Source organism: Pannonibacter sp. CBAS1226 (assembly GCF_055685825.1).
The window spans coordinates 112,274-125,451 of sequence record NZ_JBVOUO010000008.1 but is presented as its reverse complement, the minus strand read 5'-3'; the positions used below and the strand labels follow the sequence as shown (position 1 = coordinate 125,451).

The window sequence follows — 13,178 nt, the reverse complement described above, 5'->3', positions numbered from 1 at the left end:
CCCCGATGCCATGACCGGAGTCCGGGCCCCAAGCCCGGGCTCTTTTCGTTTCTAACGGCAGGCGCGCGAAGAGCCTCGGCAGCCCGGTCAGGGCGTCAGGATCACTTTGCCCATGACCTTGCGGTCTGCGATTTCCTGGATGGCCTTTGCGGCTTCCTCCAGCGGGTAGACCGCGTGGATCTGCGGCTTCAGCCGGCCCTGGCGCACCCAGTCGAGAATCTGGCTCATGTTCGCCCAGTGGCCCTCGGGGTCGCGGATGATCGATTCGCCCCAGAAGACGCCGAGGACATCACAGCCCTTCAGCATCACCAGATTGAGCGGGATCTTCGGTATTTCGCCGGCCGCAAAGCCGATGACCAGATAACGGCCTTCCCAGCCGGTGGCCCGCAGCGCCTGCTCGGCCAGATCGCCGCCCACCGGATCATAGACCACATCGGCCCCGGCGCCGTCCGTCAGCTCCTTGATCCGCGCCTTCAGGTTCTCTTTCTCGTAATTGATGGTCAGCACCGCGCCGAGCTGGCGGGCGCGGTTGAGCTTTTCTTCCGAGGAGGCGCAGGCGATGACGCGTGCGCCCATCAGGGAGGCGATCTCCACCGCAGCCTGCCCAACGCCGCCGGAAGCCCCCAGCACTACCACGGTTTCGCCTTCCTGGAGCCTTGCCCGGTCGCGGAAGGCGTGCAGGGTGGTGCCATAGGTGACGGAAACCCCGGCAGCTTCCTCGAAGGAAATCCCCTCGGGCATGAGGATAAGGTCATCCTCGCTGGCCACCACCAGTTCCCGCGCCGCGCCGAAGCGGATGTAGCCGATGACCCTGTCGCCGGGCCGCAGGCGTTCCACGCCCTCGCCGGTGCGCTCCACGATGCCTGCAAATTCGGCGCTGGGGGAGAAGGGCATTTCCGGCCGCAGCTGGTATTTGCCCTGAATGATCAGCGTGTCGAAGAAGTTCAGCGCGCAGGCTTTGACGCGGACCAGCACTTCGCCCGGGCCAACGGAGGGCGCAGGCAGATTTTCAACGGTCAGCGACGAGGCCGGGCCGTAGGAGTGACAAAGGATGGCTTTCACGCAGGGGCCCCCGCTCCACACATGTTGTGAACCATGGTTAATCTGCGGTCCGCAGTGCTGCACTGCAAGAGAAATCTCGTTACGGAAAGCGCTGCGCGATGGGGCCCCATGAACGTCGAAGCGCGTTGACGGGTTGAGGCGGCCAGTCCCAGCGTCTATGAGCCCCTAGAGGCATGATGGAAGAAGGGAGTGGAAGATGCGCGGCTATTTCGGTGTGGGGGCTGAGGGCCTGTCCAAGCGGATGAACCTTGGCAACCTGATGCGTTCGGCGCATGCCTTCGGGGCGAGCTTCTTCTTTACCGTGGATGCCGGGCCTGCCATCCGCCGGGCGCCGCGCTCCGACACCTCCAAGAGCCCGGATCATCTGCCGCTGTTCGAATGGGACACGGTGGACACCATGGATCTGCCCGCGGGCTGTCAGCTGGTCGGCATCGAGCTGACGGACGAGGCCATCGATCTGCCGAGCTTCATGCATCCGCTGCGTGCTGCCTATGTGCTGGGGCCGGAGCGCGGCTCCCTGTCCTCCGCCATGCTGGCGCGCTGCGACCATGTGGTGAAGATCCCGGCCAAGTTCTGCATCAACGTCGCCACCGCCGGGGCCATCGTGCTCTATGACCGGCACCGGGCGCTGGGCCGCTATGCTGATCGTCCGGTCACGGCAGGCGGGCCGAAGCAGGACAAGACCCCGCACCGCCACGGCGGGCCCATCATGCGGCAGGGGCGGCAGATTCCGGGCTGGGAAGACTAACTTCAACTTCCGGTGAGTCTGATTCACCGGAAGTTGATGAAGCCCGTGCGGCGCTTGAGCAATTTTCAGGTGTGATGCGCCAGCATCATCAGCCGTGTTCAGTCGATGTCGACCGCCGCATCTGCCTCCAGCACCTGCCGCAGGCGGGCAAAGGCAAGGCGGATGCGGGATTTGACGGTGCCGAGCGGCAGGCCGGTGCTTTCGGCGATCTCGTTATGTGACAGCCCGAGGAAAAAGGCCTGGCGCACCACCTCGCGCTGAGCCTCGGGAAGCTCCTCGAGAGCTGCGCGGATGCGCTCCTCCCGCAATCCTGTGTCGAGAATGACATCTGGATCTTCCGGCGCGGAGGGCTGCAGGGCGGGGTCTTCCGCATCCAGATCGCCGTTCTTCAGGCGGCGCAGGGAGTCGATGCGCCGGTTGCGGGCAATGCGGAACAGCCAGGTGCTGGCAGAGGCCTTGGTCTTGTCGAAAAGGGCGGCCTTGCGCCACAGGATGACCATCACTTCCTGCGCCAGTTCCTCGGCGCTGGCGCTGTCGGTGCCCTGCTGCATCAGGTAGCCTTTGATGCGCGGAGCGAAGTGATCGAATAATTCGATGAACGCAGCCTTATCCTGCGTTGCGGCGACCTTCTCGATCAGTTCTGAAAAATACTGCGCCTGACTCACCGCAGACTTCACTCCCAATGCGCCGGGTTTTAACCCGGTCATAATCCGGTAATCCCGGAACGTATGTCACACTCTCGCCCGATTTATCCAGCCAGCGTGCGCATGACGCGAGCCGATAATAGCGGGAATGGCGGCGAGCGCCACGCGATTGATTGGCTTTCAACCCTTTCGTAACCGGCTTTAAGGTAGCCTTAATCCAAGGTTTATATGCCGGACGACACTTGAGTAAAATCTGAAGCGTTTGACGCGCAAGCAAAACGGTGTGGAGATGATGCAAGCACGAACCCTGGTAACCGCCGGTCTGTTCCTCGCTCTGTCCGGAGCTGCCGCCGTCGCCCAGGCTCCGACGCTGCTGAAGCAGCAGAGGGATTGGGCGGCCTATACCCACGCGAGCGGTGGCGGCAAGGTCTGCTTCGCCCTGACCAAGCCCACGCAGATGCTGCCGACGGACCGTAATCACGGAGATGTGTTCTTCTTCGTGTCGACCCGTCCTTCGGAAGGCGTGAACAGCGAGCCGAGCCTGCAGGTCGGCTATCCGCTGCGGGAAGGATCGCAGGTGACTGTCGATATCGACGGCAAGCCCTTCACCATGTTCACCAAGAACGATGGGGCATGGGTGGAGAACGCGGCCGCCGAACAGCAGCTCGTTGCCGCCATGAAGGCGGGCAGCAAGATGAGTGTAAAGGCTGTTTCGGGCCGCGGCACGGAAACATCCTATGCCTTCTCGCTCTCGGGCGTGACGGCGGCCATCGACACGGCCAACCAGGCCTGCCGCTGAGCCTGAAGGCAGCCGGTTGTACCGGCCGCCTGGCACTCCGCGGACCAGCGCCTTGAACACGGCGCGCAGGGGGCAGCCTCCGGGCTGCACCCCTTGCCGCACGGCATTTGCCGCCTCTCATCGCATCGGCAGTTGATTTTCCGGCGCTCCTGTGGTTTTTCAGGCGCCAATGGACGCGGCTCCTGCGGGAGGCTGCGCCTTTTCTGTTTTCAAAGCGCTGAAGCAGCGGACTGGTCCGTTCCGGCGCATGGCCTTTGCGGCCTCTCAACCTTCGGGTTTTGACCCTCGGATCTGGATACTGGACGCCATGGCGATCTCGCTTGACCTTGCGCATCGTTCCGCCGCGCAGACACCTGCAGCTGCACAGCCGGCGGCTCCGGCCCCGGCGCTTGTTGCTGCGGCGGAAAAGCCCACGCTCATCGGTCTCGACAGGGCCGGGCTCGCCGAAGCCATGGCCTCCATCGATATCCCCGAGCGCCAGCGCAAGATGCGCGCCCAGCAGCTGTGGCACTGGCTCTATGTGCGCGGCGTGTCTGACTTTGGCCAGATGAGCAACATCGCCAAGGATCTGCGCTACACGCTGCAGGACCATTTCTCCATTGCGCGGCCGGAAATCGTCTCGGAGCAGATCTCCGTCGACGGCACCCGCAAGTGGCTGTTCCGCTTTCCCCCGCGCGGCGCCGGCCGTCCGGTGGAGATCGAGACTGTCTATATTCCGGAAGAAGGGCGCGGCACGCTCTGCGTTTCCTCGCAGGTGGGCTGCACGCTGACTTGCACCTTCTGCCACACGGGCACCCAGAAGATGGTGCGCAACCTCACCTCGGAAGAGATTCTCTCGCAGATCCTGATCGCGCGCGACCGGCTGGGCGATTTTCCTGACGCCGCAACGCCGCAAGGCGCCATCGTGCCGTCCGAAGGCCGCCTCGTCACCAATGTGGTGATGATGGGCATGGGCGAGCCGCTCTACAATTTCGACAATGTGAAGCAGGCGCTGCTGATCGCGTCCGATGGTGACGGCCTGTCGCTGTCCAAGCGCCGCATCACCCTGTCCACCTCCGGCGTGGTTCCGGAAATCGCCCGCACGGGCGACGAGATCGGCTGCATGCTGGCGATCTCCCTGCATGCGGTGCGCGATGATCTGCGCGACGTGCTGGTGCCGATCAACAAGAAGTGGCCGATCCAGGAGCTTCTGGAGGCCTGCCGCCGCTATCCGGGCCTGTCCAATGCCAAGCGCATCACCTTCGAATATGTGATGCTGAAGGGCGTGAACGACAGCGATGCGGATGCGCGGGAACTGGTGCGCCTGCTCGCGGGCATTCCGGCGAAGATCAACCTCATCCCCTTCAACCCCTGGCCGGGCTCGGACTACGAGTGCTCGGACTGGGAACGGATCGAGGAATTCGCTGACATCGTCAACCGCGCCGGCTATGCCTCGCCTATCCGCACCCCGCGCGGCCGCGACATTTTCGCCGCCTGCGGCCAGCTCAAGTCCGCCTCCGAGCGCATGCGCAAGAAGGACCGGGACGCGCTGGAAGGCGCGGCCTGATACCTCAGAATGGTCCGCACAGGCGTGTTGCCTGCGCGGAGCTTTTCGTCTTCACACCGGATTTTCGTTGCGGCGGTAAACGCGCAGCCGGTGCCCGTCCGGGTCTGCGGCGGTGAAGGTGTAGCCGAAGTCTCTCTGCTCGGGCTTCTGCAGGATGACGGCGCCGATCCCGGTCCAGGCGCGGTGGGTGGCCTCGAGCTCTTCATTGCTCGCGCATTCGAACATCACTTCGGTGCCGCCAATCTGGCCGTCCGAGGGCGGGATGACACTCTGCCCCTGCCACAGGCCGAGCTTGAACCCTTCAGGCGTTACGAACATGGCAAAGCCCGGCATCTGCTCCACCGGGCCCATGCCCAGCAGCCTGGCATAGAAAGCCGCGCTTGCGGCGGTATCCTGCACATAGAAAATCACGAAATTGGACGGCTTCATCTGTCTCTCTCCTTCCGGTGTTGGACAGGAAGAGATTAGACAATGATGCTGCCAGAAAATGGCAGTATCAATTCACCTCTGTGCGGGTTTTCAGCAGCTCCCACCATTCCTTCATCATCACCTGTCTGCGGCGGGGGTAGCGCTTGCCTGTTTCCTCAAGACTGAGGATGCGGTCAGTCCGGAAATGGCGGTAGTCCTGGCGCAGCTCGCACCAGGCGGAAATGACGCGCACCTTGTCGAAAAACCCCAGCGCAAAGGGCCAGATGCTGCGCGCCGTGGTGCGCCCGGCCGCGTCTTCATAGGCAATTTGCAGGATGTGCTCGCGGCGGATGGCGAGCCGGATGACGGTCAGATCCGCTTCCGGCCGCTGCGGCGGCTCGCCCGGCCCGGCCAGAAGATTGGTGGCATCCAGCTGTTCGCGCAGATCTTTCGGAAGCACTGCGGCAATCTTGGCGAGCGCATTTTCAGCCGCCTGTCCCAGTGCTCCGCCCGCCCGCTTGGAGACCCAGCGTGAGCCGAGCACAAGGGCTTCCAGCTCGTCTTCTGTGAACATCAGGGGCGGCAGCATGAAGCCTGGCTGCAGCACATAGCCGACGCCCGGCTCTCCGGTGATGCCGGCCCCTTGCGCCTGAAGCGTGGCGATGTCCCGGTAAAGGGTGCGGATGGAAATGCCAAGCTCTCGCGCCAGGCTTTCGCCGCTGACGGGCCTGCGGTGGCGCCGCAGGATCTGGATGAGATCGAGCAATCGGGCAGAACGGGACATGCCTCATCTTGCCACAGTCTGCTGCCGGAATCTGTCATCATGTTGCAAGACCGGATGGTTCTTTGTGCCTTTTCGGGCGCGGCTATCCCGCCGGATGACTGGCGGCAAAGAAAGGGCCCGGACGGGATGCCGTCCGGGCCCTTGATGCGGGTCTTTGCGATGCAGCTTTGCACCGAGTGCCGCCGTGCCGGCGGCTCCGGCGCCTTTGAGGGTCAGGCCAGTCCGTGCTTGCTGAAGGGCAGCACTGTCACATAGTCACCCCTTGCTGCTGCAATGGCATTGGCCACTGCCGGTCCGATCGGCGGTGTGCCGGGCTCACCGATGCCGGTCGGGGCTTCTTCGGATGGCACGATATGCACCTCGATGACAGGCATGTCGGACATGCGCAGGGGCAGGTAGGTGTCGAAGTTCGACTGGTCCACCTCGCCGTCCGTGAGCGTGATCTCGTTGCGCAGCACGGCGCCAAGCCCATAGCCAATGGCACCTTCGACCTGAGCCCGGATATTGTCCGGATTGACCGGGATGCCGCAGTCCACGGCGCAGACGACCTTTTCCACCTTCACCGTGCCGTCTTCGCGGAAGGAGATTTCCGCAACTTCGGCCACATAGCTGCTGAAGGAAGTGTGGACCGCAACGCCGCGGTAACGGCCCTCGGGAAGCGGGGTATCCCAGCCTGCCTTTTCTGCGGCCAGCCGCAGAACGCCCAGCTTGCGCGGATCATCCTTGATCAGGCTTTCGCGGAAGGCGACCGGATCGGCGCCGGTTTCCCGGGCGATGCGGTCGATCATGGTCTCCATCACATAGGCCGTGTGGGTGTGCCCGACCGACCGCCACCACAGCACCGGCACCGGCGTTGCGGTCATGTGCGCTTCCAACTGGAAGCCGGGGATGTCGTAGGTCGTGCCATGCACGCCTTCCACCATGGTGTCATCGATGCCGTTTTTGATCATGAAGGCTTCGAACCCCGTGCCCTTCATGATGGACTTGCCCGCGATGCGATGCAGCCAGCCGGTGATCCGGCCTGCCTCGTCCAGGCCCACCTTCACCTTGTGGGCCGTCATCGGGCGGTAATAGCCGCCGCGAATGTCGTCCTCACGGGTCCAGACAATCTTCAGCGGCTGGGGGGCATGGCCTGCCTCGTGCCGTGCCTTGGCAATCAGTGCGGCTTCGGCGAAATAGTGGCTGTCCGGCTGGGCGCGCCGGCCGAAGGAGCCGCCGGCCCAGAGCGTGTTGATCGCTACCTTGTCCGGTGTCAGGCCAAGGATGGCGGCGCTGACGGCCTGATCCGTCGTCTGGAATTGCGAGCCGGTCCAGAAGGTGGCGCTGCTGCCGTCGTAAAGCACGGTGATGTCCAGCGGCTCCATCGGTGCATGCGCCAGGAAGGGGAACATGTAATCCGCTTCGATGACCCGCGCTGCCCCGGCCAGCAGGGGCTCTGCATCGGCATTGCCTTCCGCGGCTGCGCCCGGTGTGCCGGTCAGGTCTCTCAGTTCGGCTTCCATGTCCGCAGTCGAGCGCATTTCGGCGGCGCTGTCGTCCCAGGTGACGGAGAGGGCATCGCGCCCCTGCATGGCCTGCCAGGTGCCGCTTGCCAGAACCGCAACACCACTGGACCTGGACACGGTGATCACATCCACCACGCCCGCAATGGCGCGGGTGGCGCCGTCATCGACGCTGGCAACCGTGCTGCCGAAGCGCGGAGGGCGGGCGAGAACGGCGGTCAGCATGTTGTCGAAACGCTGGTCCATGCCATAGACGCCGGCAGCCCCGGCGGATTTGCGCGCAGTGTCGACCCGCTTGAATGACTTGCCGATATAGACCCATTCGTCCGGGGTTTTCAGCCGTGGCTCGGCTGGAACGGCCTCGGCCGCCGCAAGCCCGGCCATCTCGCCGAAACTCGCTGATTTGCCGGAAGGATGAGAGATCCGGCCCGCGCTGACCGTGACCTCAGCTGCGGGAACCGACCAGGCCTTGGCGGCAGCCTGAACCAGCATGCTGCGCGCGGCAGCACCGGCCGTGCGGTATTGCATGAAGGAATTGGCAATGGCGGTGGAGCCGCCCGTGCCCTGGAGGCCGAAGAGCAGGTTCTTGTAGAGCGCGGCGTCGGCCGGGGCGAAATCGACCCGGACCTGGGCCCAGTCTGCGTCCATTTCGTCTGCAACCAGTGTCGCAAGACCCGTGGCCACACCCTGTCCCTTGTCGAGATGTTTGGACAGGACAACAACGGTGTTGTCCGGCAGCACATGCACGAAAGGCTGGAGTATGCCTTCAGACGTTGCGGCAGCCGCTGTTCTTGCGCTGCCCGGCAGGTTGAGGCCGATCAGCAGCCCGCCGGCAGCGCCTGCGGAAAGCTTGAGGAAGCCGCGGCGGCTGGGCGCTGCAGCGGTGAGGGGAGAGAAAATCCTGTGCAGCATTCTATCAGCCCTCCAGCTTGTCTGCAGCCGCATGAATGGCTGTCTTGATCCGGGCATAGGTGGCACAGCGGCAGACGTTGCCATCCATGGCCGCCTCGATATCGGCGTCGGTGGGTTTCGGTGTTTCCATCAGCAGGGCCGTTGCGGCCATGATCTGCCCGGACTGGCAATAGCCGCACTGCGGCACGTCAAGTTCCGTCCAGGCCGCCTGAATGGCCTTGGCGGCCGGGCTTTCAAGCCCTTCGATCGTGGTGATGCTGGTTCCTTCCACATCGCCCAGATAGGTCTGGCAGGAGCGGACCGGGGTGCCGTCCAGATGCACCGTGCAGGCGCCGCACTGGGCAACGCCGCAACCAAACTTGGTGCCGGTGAGGCCGAGGGTGTCGCGAAGGACCCAGAGCAGGGGCGTGTCCGGGTCGGCGTCGATCACCTGTTCCTTACCGTTGAGTGTCAGGGTAACTGGCATGAAGGGCTCCCGTGGCTAGCTTGTGTTGGCTAGGGGTAAACTACACGGTGCAGTTTACATCAGGGAACGGCGTTATGTAAACTCCCGAGTTTACATGGGGGCCGGTTTCTGGAAAGAAAGGGGCATGACCGAGGAAAGAGAGCTTTCGCTCAGCGAGCAGAAGCGCAAACAGATCATTGAAGCCGCCGTGGCCGAGTTTCAGGAGCGCGGATTTGCCGGGGCCAGCATGGACCGCATCTCCGGCCGCGCAGGTGTTTCCAAACGCACGGTCTACAATCACTTCGACAGCAAGGAAGCGCTGTTCCGTGCCATCACGGATTGCCTCGCTTCCTGGATGACCGCTGCCCTCAATGTGACGTTCCGCCCGGACCTGCCGGTTGCCGGGCAGCTTGAAGCCCTTGGCTGGGCCGAGGGCGAACTTCTGGTCAATCCCTGCTTCCTGCGGATGGCGCGCATGATCTTTGGCGAGGCGTTCCGTGATCCGGTTCTGTCTGCCGAAGTTGCCGCGCGCATGGACAAGTTCCGTGTTTTCGAAAGCTTCATGCAGGATGCTTTCGCAGCCGGTGCCCTGCAAAGGGGAAAGCCGGAAGTGGCCGCCGCCCAGTTCCTGGGGCTGCTGAAGTCGCGCGGCTTCTATCCCTATTTCTTCTCGGGCAGCGCGGTCGGCCGGGAGGAGATGGGCGCGATCATCTCCGAGACCGTGGACATGATGCTGCGGGCCTATGGCCCGGCTTCCGGGGCCGGCGCCTGAAGGCTGCCTGACAGACGGCCTGGTCCTGCAAGAGCGAAAAAAAGGCCCGGACGGGGATGCCGTCCGGGCCCTTTCTGTTTGCGTTACTAGCCCTTACTGCGGGCGGGCGACCAGTTCGTGGCTGATCTGGCCAAGCCAGGTTTCGGTCACCACGTCATCGCCGTGCTTGAGGAAGGCCCGGGCTTCGATCGGGTCATGATCTTCCACCTTGGCGTCGAAGATCAGGCGCCAGCGGTCCGTGCCGACGACCGGCAGGACGTAGGGGTTGATCGGCTCGCCGCGCGACAGTTCCACCACCGCCGTCACACCATCCTGCTGGCCGAGACCCTTGAGGGCCGGGCCCTCGAAGTCGATGGACAGCTTGATCTGGTCTGCCGGGCGCGGCTGGCCGGGAACACCGCCCTGACCGGCACGGGTGGCTACGGTGCGGGCGCCGGAGCCGGGCAGCGGATGGGCGTCCTTCCAGTGCATCCGGTAGGAGAAGCTGCGCTCCTCACCGGCGGCCGGCAGGTTGCTGGGGATGAAATAGGCGACGATGTTGTCGTAGATCTCGTCATCGGTCGGGATCTCGATCAGCTGCACCGCGCCTTCGCCAAACGGCGTCAGCGGCTCCAGCCAGACGGACGGGCGCTTTTCATAAAACACGCCGTCATCTTCATAGTTGGTGTAGGCGCGGTCACGCTGGGCCAGGCCGAAGCCCTTCAGGTTGGAGGCCTGGAAGGTGGAGGTGCGCACGCTCTTCGGGTTGTTCAGCGGACGCCAGATCTGCTCGCCGTTTTCCATGACGATGGCAAGGCCGTCCGTGTCATGCACTTCCGGGCGCCAGTCGAGGCCCGTGGAGCGGTTCGTCTCCGAATACCAGTACATGCTGGTCAGCGGCGCGATGCCGAGACGCTCCACCGGCTTGCGGAAGAACAGGCGGCTTTCCACGTCGATGGTCTGGCCCGCACCGTCCTTGTTGCGCATGGTCATCTTGTAGGCCCCGGCAACGCTGGGGCTGTCCATCAGCGCGTAGAGCACCATGGTTTCTTCCGGAGCTTCGCCCGGCGCCAGCCAGAAGGACGTGAAGCGCGGGAATTCCTCCGGTTCGGACATGCCCGAGTTGATGGCAAGGCCGCGGGCCGACTGGCCATACTGATGCGACTGGCCGTCGGTGCGGAAATAGGAGGCGCCGAGGAAGGAGATCCAGTCCGTCTTCAGGTCCGGACGCATGATGCGGAAACCGGCGAAGCCGATATCGGCAGGCAGCTTGCGCGCCGGGCTGTCCTTGGGGCTGTCGAAATAGCCCGGATCATAGAGGATTTCGCGGCTGACACCGCTCTCCACCTGATAGATCTTCACCGGATCCTTGAAATACCGTCCGAGGTGAAAGAACTGGACCGGTGCGTCCGGACTGATCGAAACCGTTTCTTCCGGGTCAAACCGGATCTTCCAGTGCGCATCGTAGTCGATCGCCTCAAGCGTGTCCGCAGCGCGGGTCTTGGGCGCAGCATAGGGCTTGGCCGCCAGCGCCTTGGCTTGGCCGGTCACGGTGTCGAAGCTGAAAGGCGCAGCCGGGCCGCGCCGGGCCGAAAGGTCACTGGCGAGAGCTGGCACGGCGTTTGCCGCAGTCAGCCCCAGAACAAGCAGGCAGGAAGCAAAGAAATTCATGTCTCATCCCTGATGGAAAAACCGCCAGCTGGGAACAGGCCCGGCAAATCTGCCCATTTCAGGGCGGCGGCGGAAAATACATCTGCAACGATATACCTGCAAGCGGCGTATTTGCTTGGCTGGCGGCCTTTTGGGCCGGCAGGCGCATGGCGCAGAAAAAGGCTTTGCAGTCAGCTTTGCCGCCACTAGAGTGCGCGCGGTTTTCCAAGGCATCCGGCGGCGCAGCCGGAATGCCTTAACACGCCAAATGTGACGTCAAAAAGAACAGCGAACGGACATATCTCCATGGCCCATGGCGACATCAAGAAGGTCGTGCTTGCCTATTCCGGCGGCCTCGACACCTCCATCATCCTGAAGTGGCTCCAGACCGAACTGGGCGCCGAAGTGGTGACCTTCACCGCTGACCTCGGCCAGGGCGAGGAGCTGGAGCCGGCCCGCAAGAAGGCCGAGATGCTGGGCATCAAGGAAATCTTCATCGAGGACGTGCGCGAGGAATTCGTCCGCGATTTCGTCTTCCCGATGTTCCGCGCCAATGCCGTCTACGAAGGCGTCTATCTGCTGGGCACCTCCATCGCCCGTCCGCTGATCTCCAAGCACCTGATCGAAATCGCCCGCAAGACCGGGGCGGATGCCATCGCCCATGGCGCCACCGGCAAGGGCAATGATCAGGTCCGCTTCGAACTGTCCGCCTATGCGCTGAACCCGGACATCAAGATCATCGCCCCGTGGCGCGACTGGACCTTCAAGAGCCGCACCGACCTGCTGGACTTTGCCGAGAAGCACCAGATCCCGGTCGCCAAGGACAAGAAGGGCGAGGCCCCGTTCTCCGTGGACGCCAACCTGCTGCACTCCTCGTCCGAGGGCAAGGTGCTGGAAGACCCGGCGGTCGAGGCTCCCGAATATGTGCATATGCGCACCATTTCCCCGGAATCGGCGCCCGACACCCCGACGATCATCAAGATCGGCTTCGAGCGCGGTGACGCGGTCTCCATCAACGGCGAGCGCCTGTCCCCGGCAACCCTGCTGGCCAAGCTCAACGACTATGGCCGCGACAATGGCATCGGCCGTCTCGACCTCGTCGAGAACCGCTTCGTCGGCATGAAGAGCCGCGGCGTCTATGAAACGCCGGGCGGCACCATCCTGCTCACCGCACACCGCGCGATGGAATCCATCACGCTGGACCGCGGCGCGGCGCACCTGAAGGACGAGATCATGCCGCGCTATGCGGAGCTGATCTATTACGGCTTCTGGTTCTCGCCGGAGCGCGAAATGCTGCAGGCCCTGATCGACAAGAGCCAGGAGCATGTGGAAGGCGAAGTGACGCTGAAGCTCTACAAGGGCAACGTCATGGTCACCGGCCGCGAAAGCCCGAAGTCGCTCTATTCCGACAAGCTGGTTACCTTCGAAGACGACCAGGGCGCCTATGACCAGAAGGACGCTGCCGGCTTCATCAAGCTCAACGCCCTGCGCCTGCGCACCCTCGCCAAGCGCAACCAGAGCCGCTGAGCATTTCTCAGGGCGATAAGTTCAGACCGGGGCGCCGCGCAATCGGCGCCCCGGTTGTTTTTGGTACAGACAGGCGGAGCCAAAACCCAGCAGGCAGCACCAGCATGCGCCGCATCAATGGATCCGCCGTTATCACTGGCCATGCCGCTGGTGGAGCGCTTGCACAAGCTGCCTGCCGCCTGCCCATAGCACATGCGTTCACGGCGAATTTCCAAAATGCCCGGCCGCCCGCCTTTCCGGCCCGAGGCGCTGGGCGGAAAGGCGGAGCAGAAGGCGAGCGCCAAGGCACCCGGGGCAGGATGCGTGCGCTGTTGCCTGCTGCGTCTGCGGGCAGGTGCGGCATGGTCTGCGGCACTCGTGCAGGCGGGGATCCTGCCAGCATGCCTGACTGTGCCCGGCT

Annotated in this window: 12 protein-coding genes; 5 read left to right on the top strand and 7 right to left on the bottom strand. The window is 63.7% G+C overall.

Annotated features, from left to right (window positions below):
• Window positions 1–87 precede the first annotated feature (87 nt).
• Window positions 88–1,062: an NADPH:quinone oxidoreductase family protein gene (locus AC0CMF_RS20100; protein ID WP_058898589.1), complete on the bottom strand. Its 975-nt coding sequence runs from the start codon at window positions 1,060–1,062 to the stop codon at window positions 88–90.
• Window positions 1,063–1,258: 196 nt separating this feature from the next.
• On the opposite strand from AC0CMF_RS20100, the gene AC0CMF_RS20095 reads away from it, so the two are divergent.
• Window positions 1,259–1,810 (top strand): RNA methyltransferase, encoded by a 552-nt coding sequence (locus tag AC0CMF_RS20095; protein WP_019965403.1) that lies wholly within the window; start codon window positions 1,259–1,261, stop codon window positions 1,808–1,810.
• A gap of 98 nt (window positions 1,811–1,908) precedes the next feature.
• Here the strand turns inward: AC0CMF_RS20095 and AC0CMF_RS20090 are convergent, their stop codons facing one another.
• Window positions 1,909–2,517, bottom strand: a complete 609-nt coding sequence (locus AC0CMF_RS20090; protein WP_058898590.1) for a sigma-70 family RNA polymerase sigma factor — start codon at window positions 2,515–2,517, stop codon at window positions 1,909–1,911.
• Window positions 2,518–2,746: 229 nt separating this feature from the next.
• Here AC0CMF_RS20090 and AC0CMF_RS20085 point away from each other — a divergent pair, with 229 nt between their 5' ends.
• Together AC0CMF_RS20085 and rlmN are read left to right on the top strand one after the other, a co-directional pair.
• Window positions 2,747–3,253 (top strand): invasion associated locus B family protein, encoded by a 507-nt coding sequence (locus AC0CMF_RS20085; RefSeq protein WP_174235486.1) that lies wholly within the window; start codon window positions 2,747–2,749, stop codon window positions 3,251–3,253.
• Between the two features lie 307 nt (window positions 3,254–3,560).
• Window positions 3,561–4,799, top strand: coding sequence for a dual-specificity RNA methyltransferase RlmN (gene rlmN / locus AC0CMF_RS20080; RefSeq protein WP_058900612.1), 1,239 nt, complete (start codon window positions 3,561–3,563; stop codon window positions 4,797–4,799).
• A 51-nt stretch (window positions 4,800–4,850) separates the two neighbouring features.
• Here the strand turns inward: rlmN and AC0CMF_RS20075 are convergent, their stop codons facing one another.
• From AC0CMF_RS20075 to AC0CMF_RS20060, 4 genes are all read right to left on the bottom strand, one after another.
• Window positions 4,851–5,228 carry a VOC family protein gene (locus AC0CMF_RS20075; protein ID WP_374629133.1) on the bottom strand — a complete coding sequence of 126 codons (378 nt, stop codon included), beginning with the start codon at window positions 5,226–5,228 and terminating at the stop codon, window positions 4,851–4,853.
• Window positions 5,229–5,295: 67 nt separating this feature from the next.
• Window positions 5,296–5,991 (bottom strand): helix-turn-helix transcriptional regulator, encoded by a 696-nt coding sequence (locus AC0CMF_RS20070; RefSeq protein WP_374629135.1) that lies wholly within the window; start codon window positions 5,989–5,991, stop codon window positions 5,296–5,298.
• Between the two features lie 212 nt (window positions 5,992–6,203).
• Window positions 6,204–8,405, bottom strand: coding sequence for a xanthine dehydrogenase family protein molybdopterin-binding subunit (locus AC0CMF_RS20065; RefSeq protein WP_374629136.1), 2,202 nt, complete (start codon window positions 8,403–8,405; stop codon window positions 6,204–6,206).
• Window positions 8,406–8,409: 4 nt separating this feature from the next.
• The gene (locus AC0CMF_RS20060; RefSeq protein ID WP_050473939.1) at window positions 8,410–8,871 is read right to left on the bottom strand and encodes a (2Fe-2S)-binding protein; all 462 of its coding nucleotides are present in this window, start codon (window positions 8,869–8,871) and stop codon (window positions 8,410–8,412) included.
• A 124-nt stretch (window positions 8,872–8,995) separates the two neighbouring features.
• Here AC0CMF_RS20060 and AC0CMF_RS20055 point away from each other — a divergent pair, with 124 nt between their 5' ends.
• On the top strand, window positions 8,996–9,622 hold the full coding sequence (locus AC0CMF_RS20055; protein WP_208982730.1) for a TetR/AcrR family transcriptional regulator: 627 nt from the start codon (window positions 8,996–8,998) through the stop codon (window positions 9,620–9,622).
• 93 nt (window positions 9,623–9,715) lie between these two features.
• On the opposite strand, the gene AC0CMF_RS20050 is transcribed toward AC0CMF_RS20055, so the two are convergent.
• The gene (locus AC0CMF_RS20050) at window positions 9,716–11,272 is read right to left on the bottom strand and encodes an OpgD/OpgG family glucan biosynthesis protein (RefSeq protein WP_050473941.1); all 1,557 of its coding nucleotides are present in this window, start codon (window positions 11,270–11,272) and stop codon (window positions 9,716–9,718) included.
• A 285-nt stretch (window positions 11,273–11,557) separates the two neighbouring features.
• Between AC0CMF_RS20050 and AC0CMF_RS20045 the strand changes: the two genes are divergently transcribed.
• Window positions 11,558–12,778 carry an argininosuccinate synthase gene (locus tag AC0CMF_RS20045; RefSeq protein ID WP_050473942.1) on the top strand — a complete coding sequence of 407 codons (1,221 nt, stop codon included), beginning with the start codon at window positions 11,558–11,560 and terminating at the stop codon, window positions 12,776–12,778.
• Window positions 12,779–13,178: the final 400 nt, after the last annotated feature.

Coding starts and splice junctions, on each gene's coding strand:
- AC0CMF_RS20095 (WP_019965403.1), top strand. CDS start 1,259: ATGCGCGGCTATTTCGGTGTGGGGGCTGAGGGCCTGTCCAAGCGGATG.
- AC0CMF_RS20090 (WP_058898590.1), bottom strand. CDS start 2,517: ATGACCGGGTTAAAACCCGGCGCATTGGGAGTGAAGTCTGCGGTGAGT.
- AC0CMF_RS20085 (WP_174235486.1), top strand. CDS start 2,747: ATGCAAGCACGAACCCTGGTAACCGCCGGTCTGTTCCTCGCTCTGTCC.
- rlmN (WP_058900612.1), top strand. CDS start 3,561: ATGGCGATCTCGCTTGACCTTGCGCATCGTTCCGCCGCGCAGACACCT.
- AC0CMF_RS20075 (WP_374629133.1), bottom strand. CDS start 5,228: ATGAAGCCGTCCAATTTCGTGATTTTCTATGTGCAGGATACCGCCGCA.
- AC0CMF_RS20070 (WP_374629135.1), bottom strand. CDS start 5,991: ATGTCCCGTTCTGCCCGATTGCTCGATCTCATCCAGATCCTGCGGCGC.
- AC0CMF_RS20065 (WP_374629136.1), bottom strand. CDS start 8,405: ATGCTGCACAGGATTTTCTCTCCCCTCACCGCTGCAGCGCCCAGCCGC.
- AC0CMF_RS20060 (WP_050473939.1), bottom strand. CDS start 8,871: ATGCCAGTTACCCTGACACTCAACGGTAAGGAACAGGTGATCGACGCC.
- AC0CMF_RS20055 (WP_208982730.1), top strand. CDS start 8,996: ATGACCGAGGAAAGAGAGCTTTCGCTCAGCGAGCAGAAGCGCAAACAG.
- AC0CMF_RS20050 (WP_050473941.1), bottom strand. CDS start 11,272: ATGAATTTCTTTGCTTCCTGCCTGCTTGTTCTGGGGCTGACTGCGGCA.
- AC0CMF_RS20045 (WP_050473942.1), top strand. CDS start 11,558: ATGGCCCATGGCGACATCAAGAAGGTCGTGCTTGCCTATTCCGGCGGC.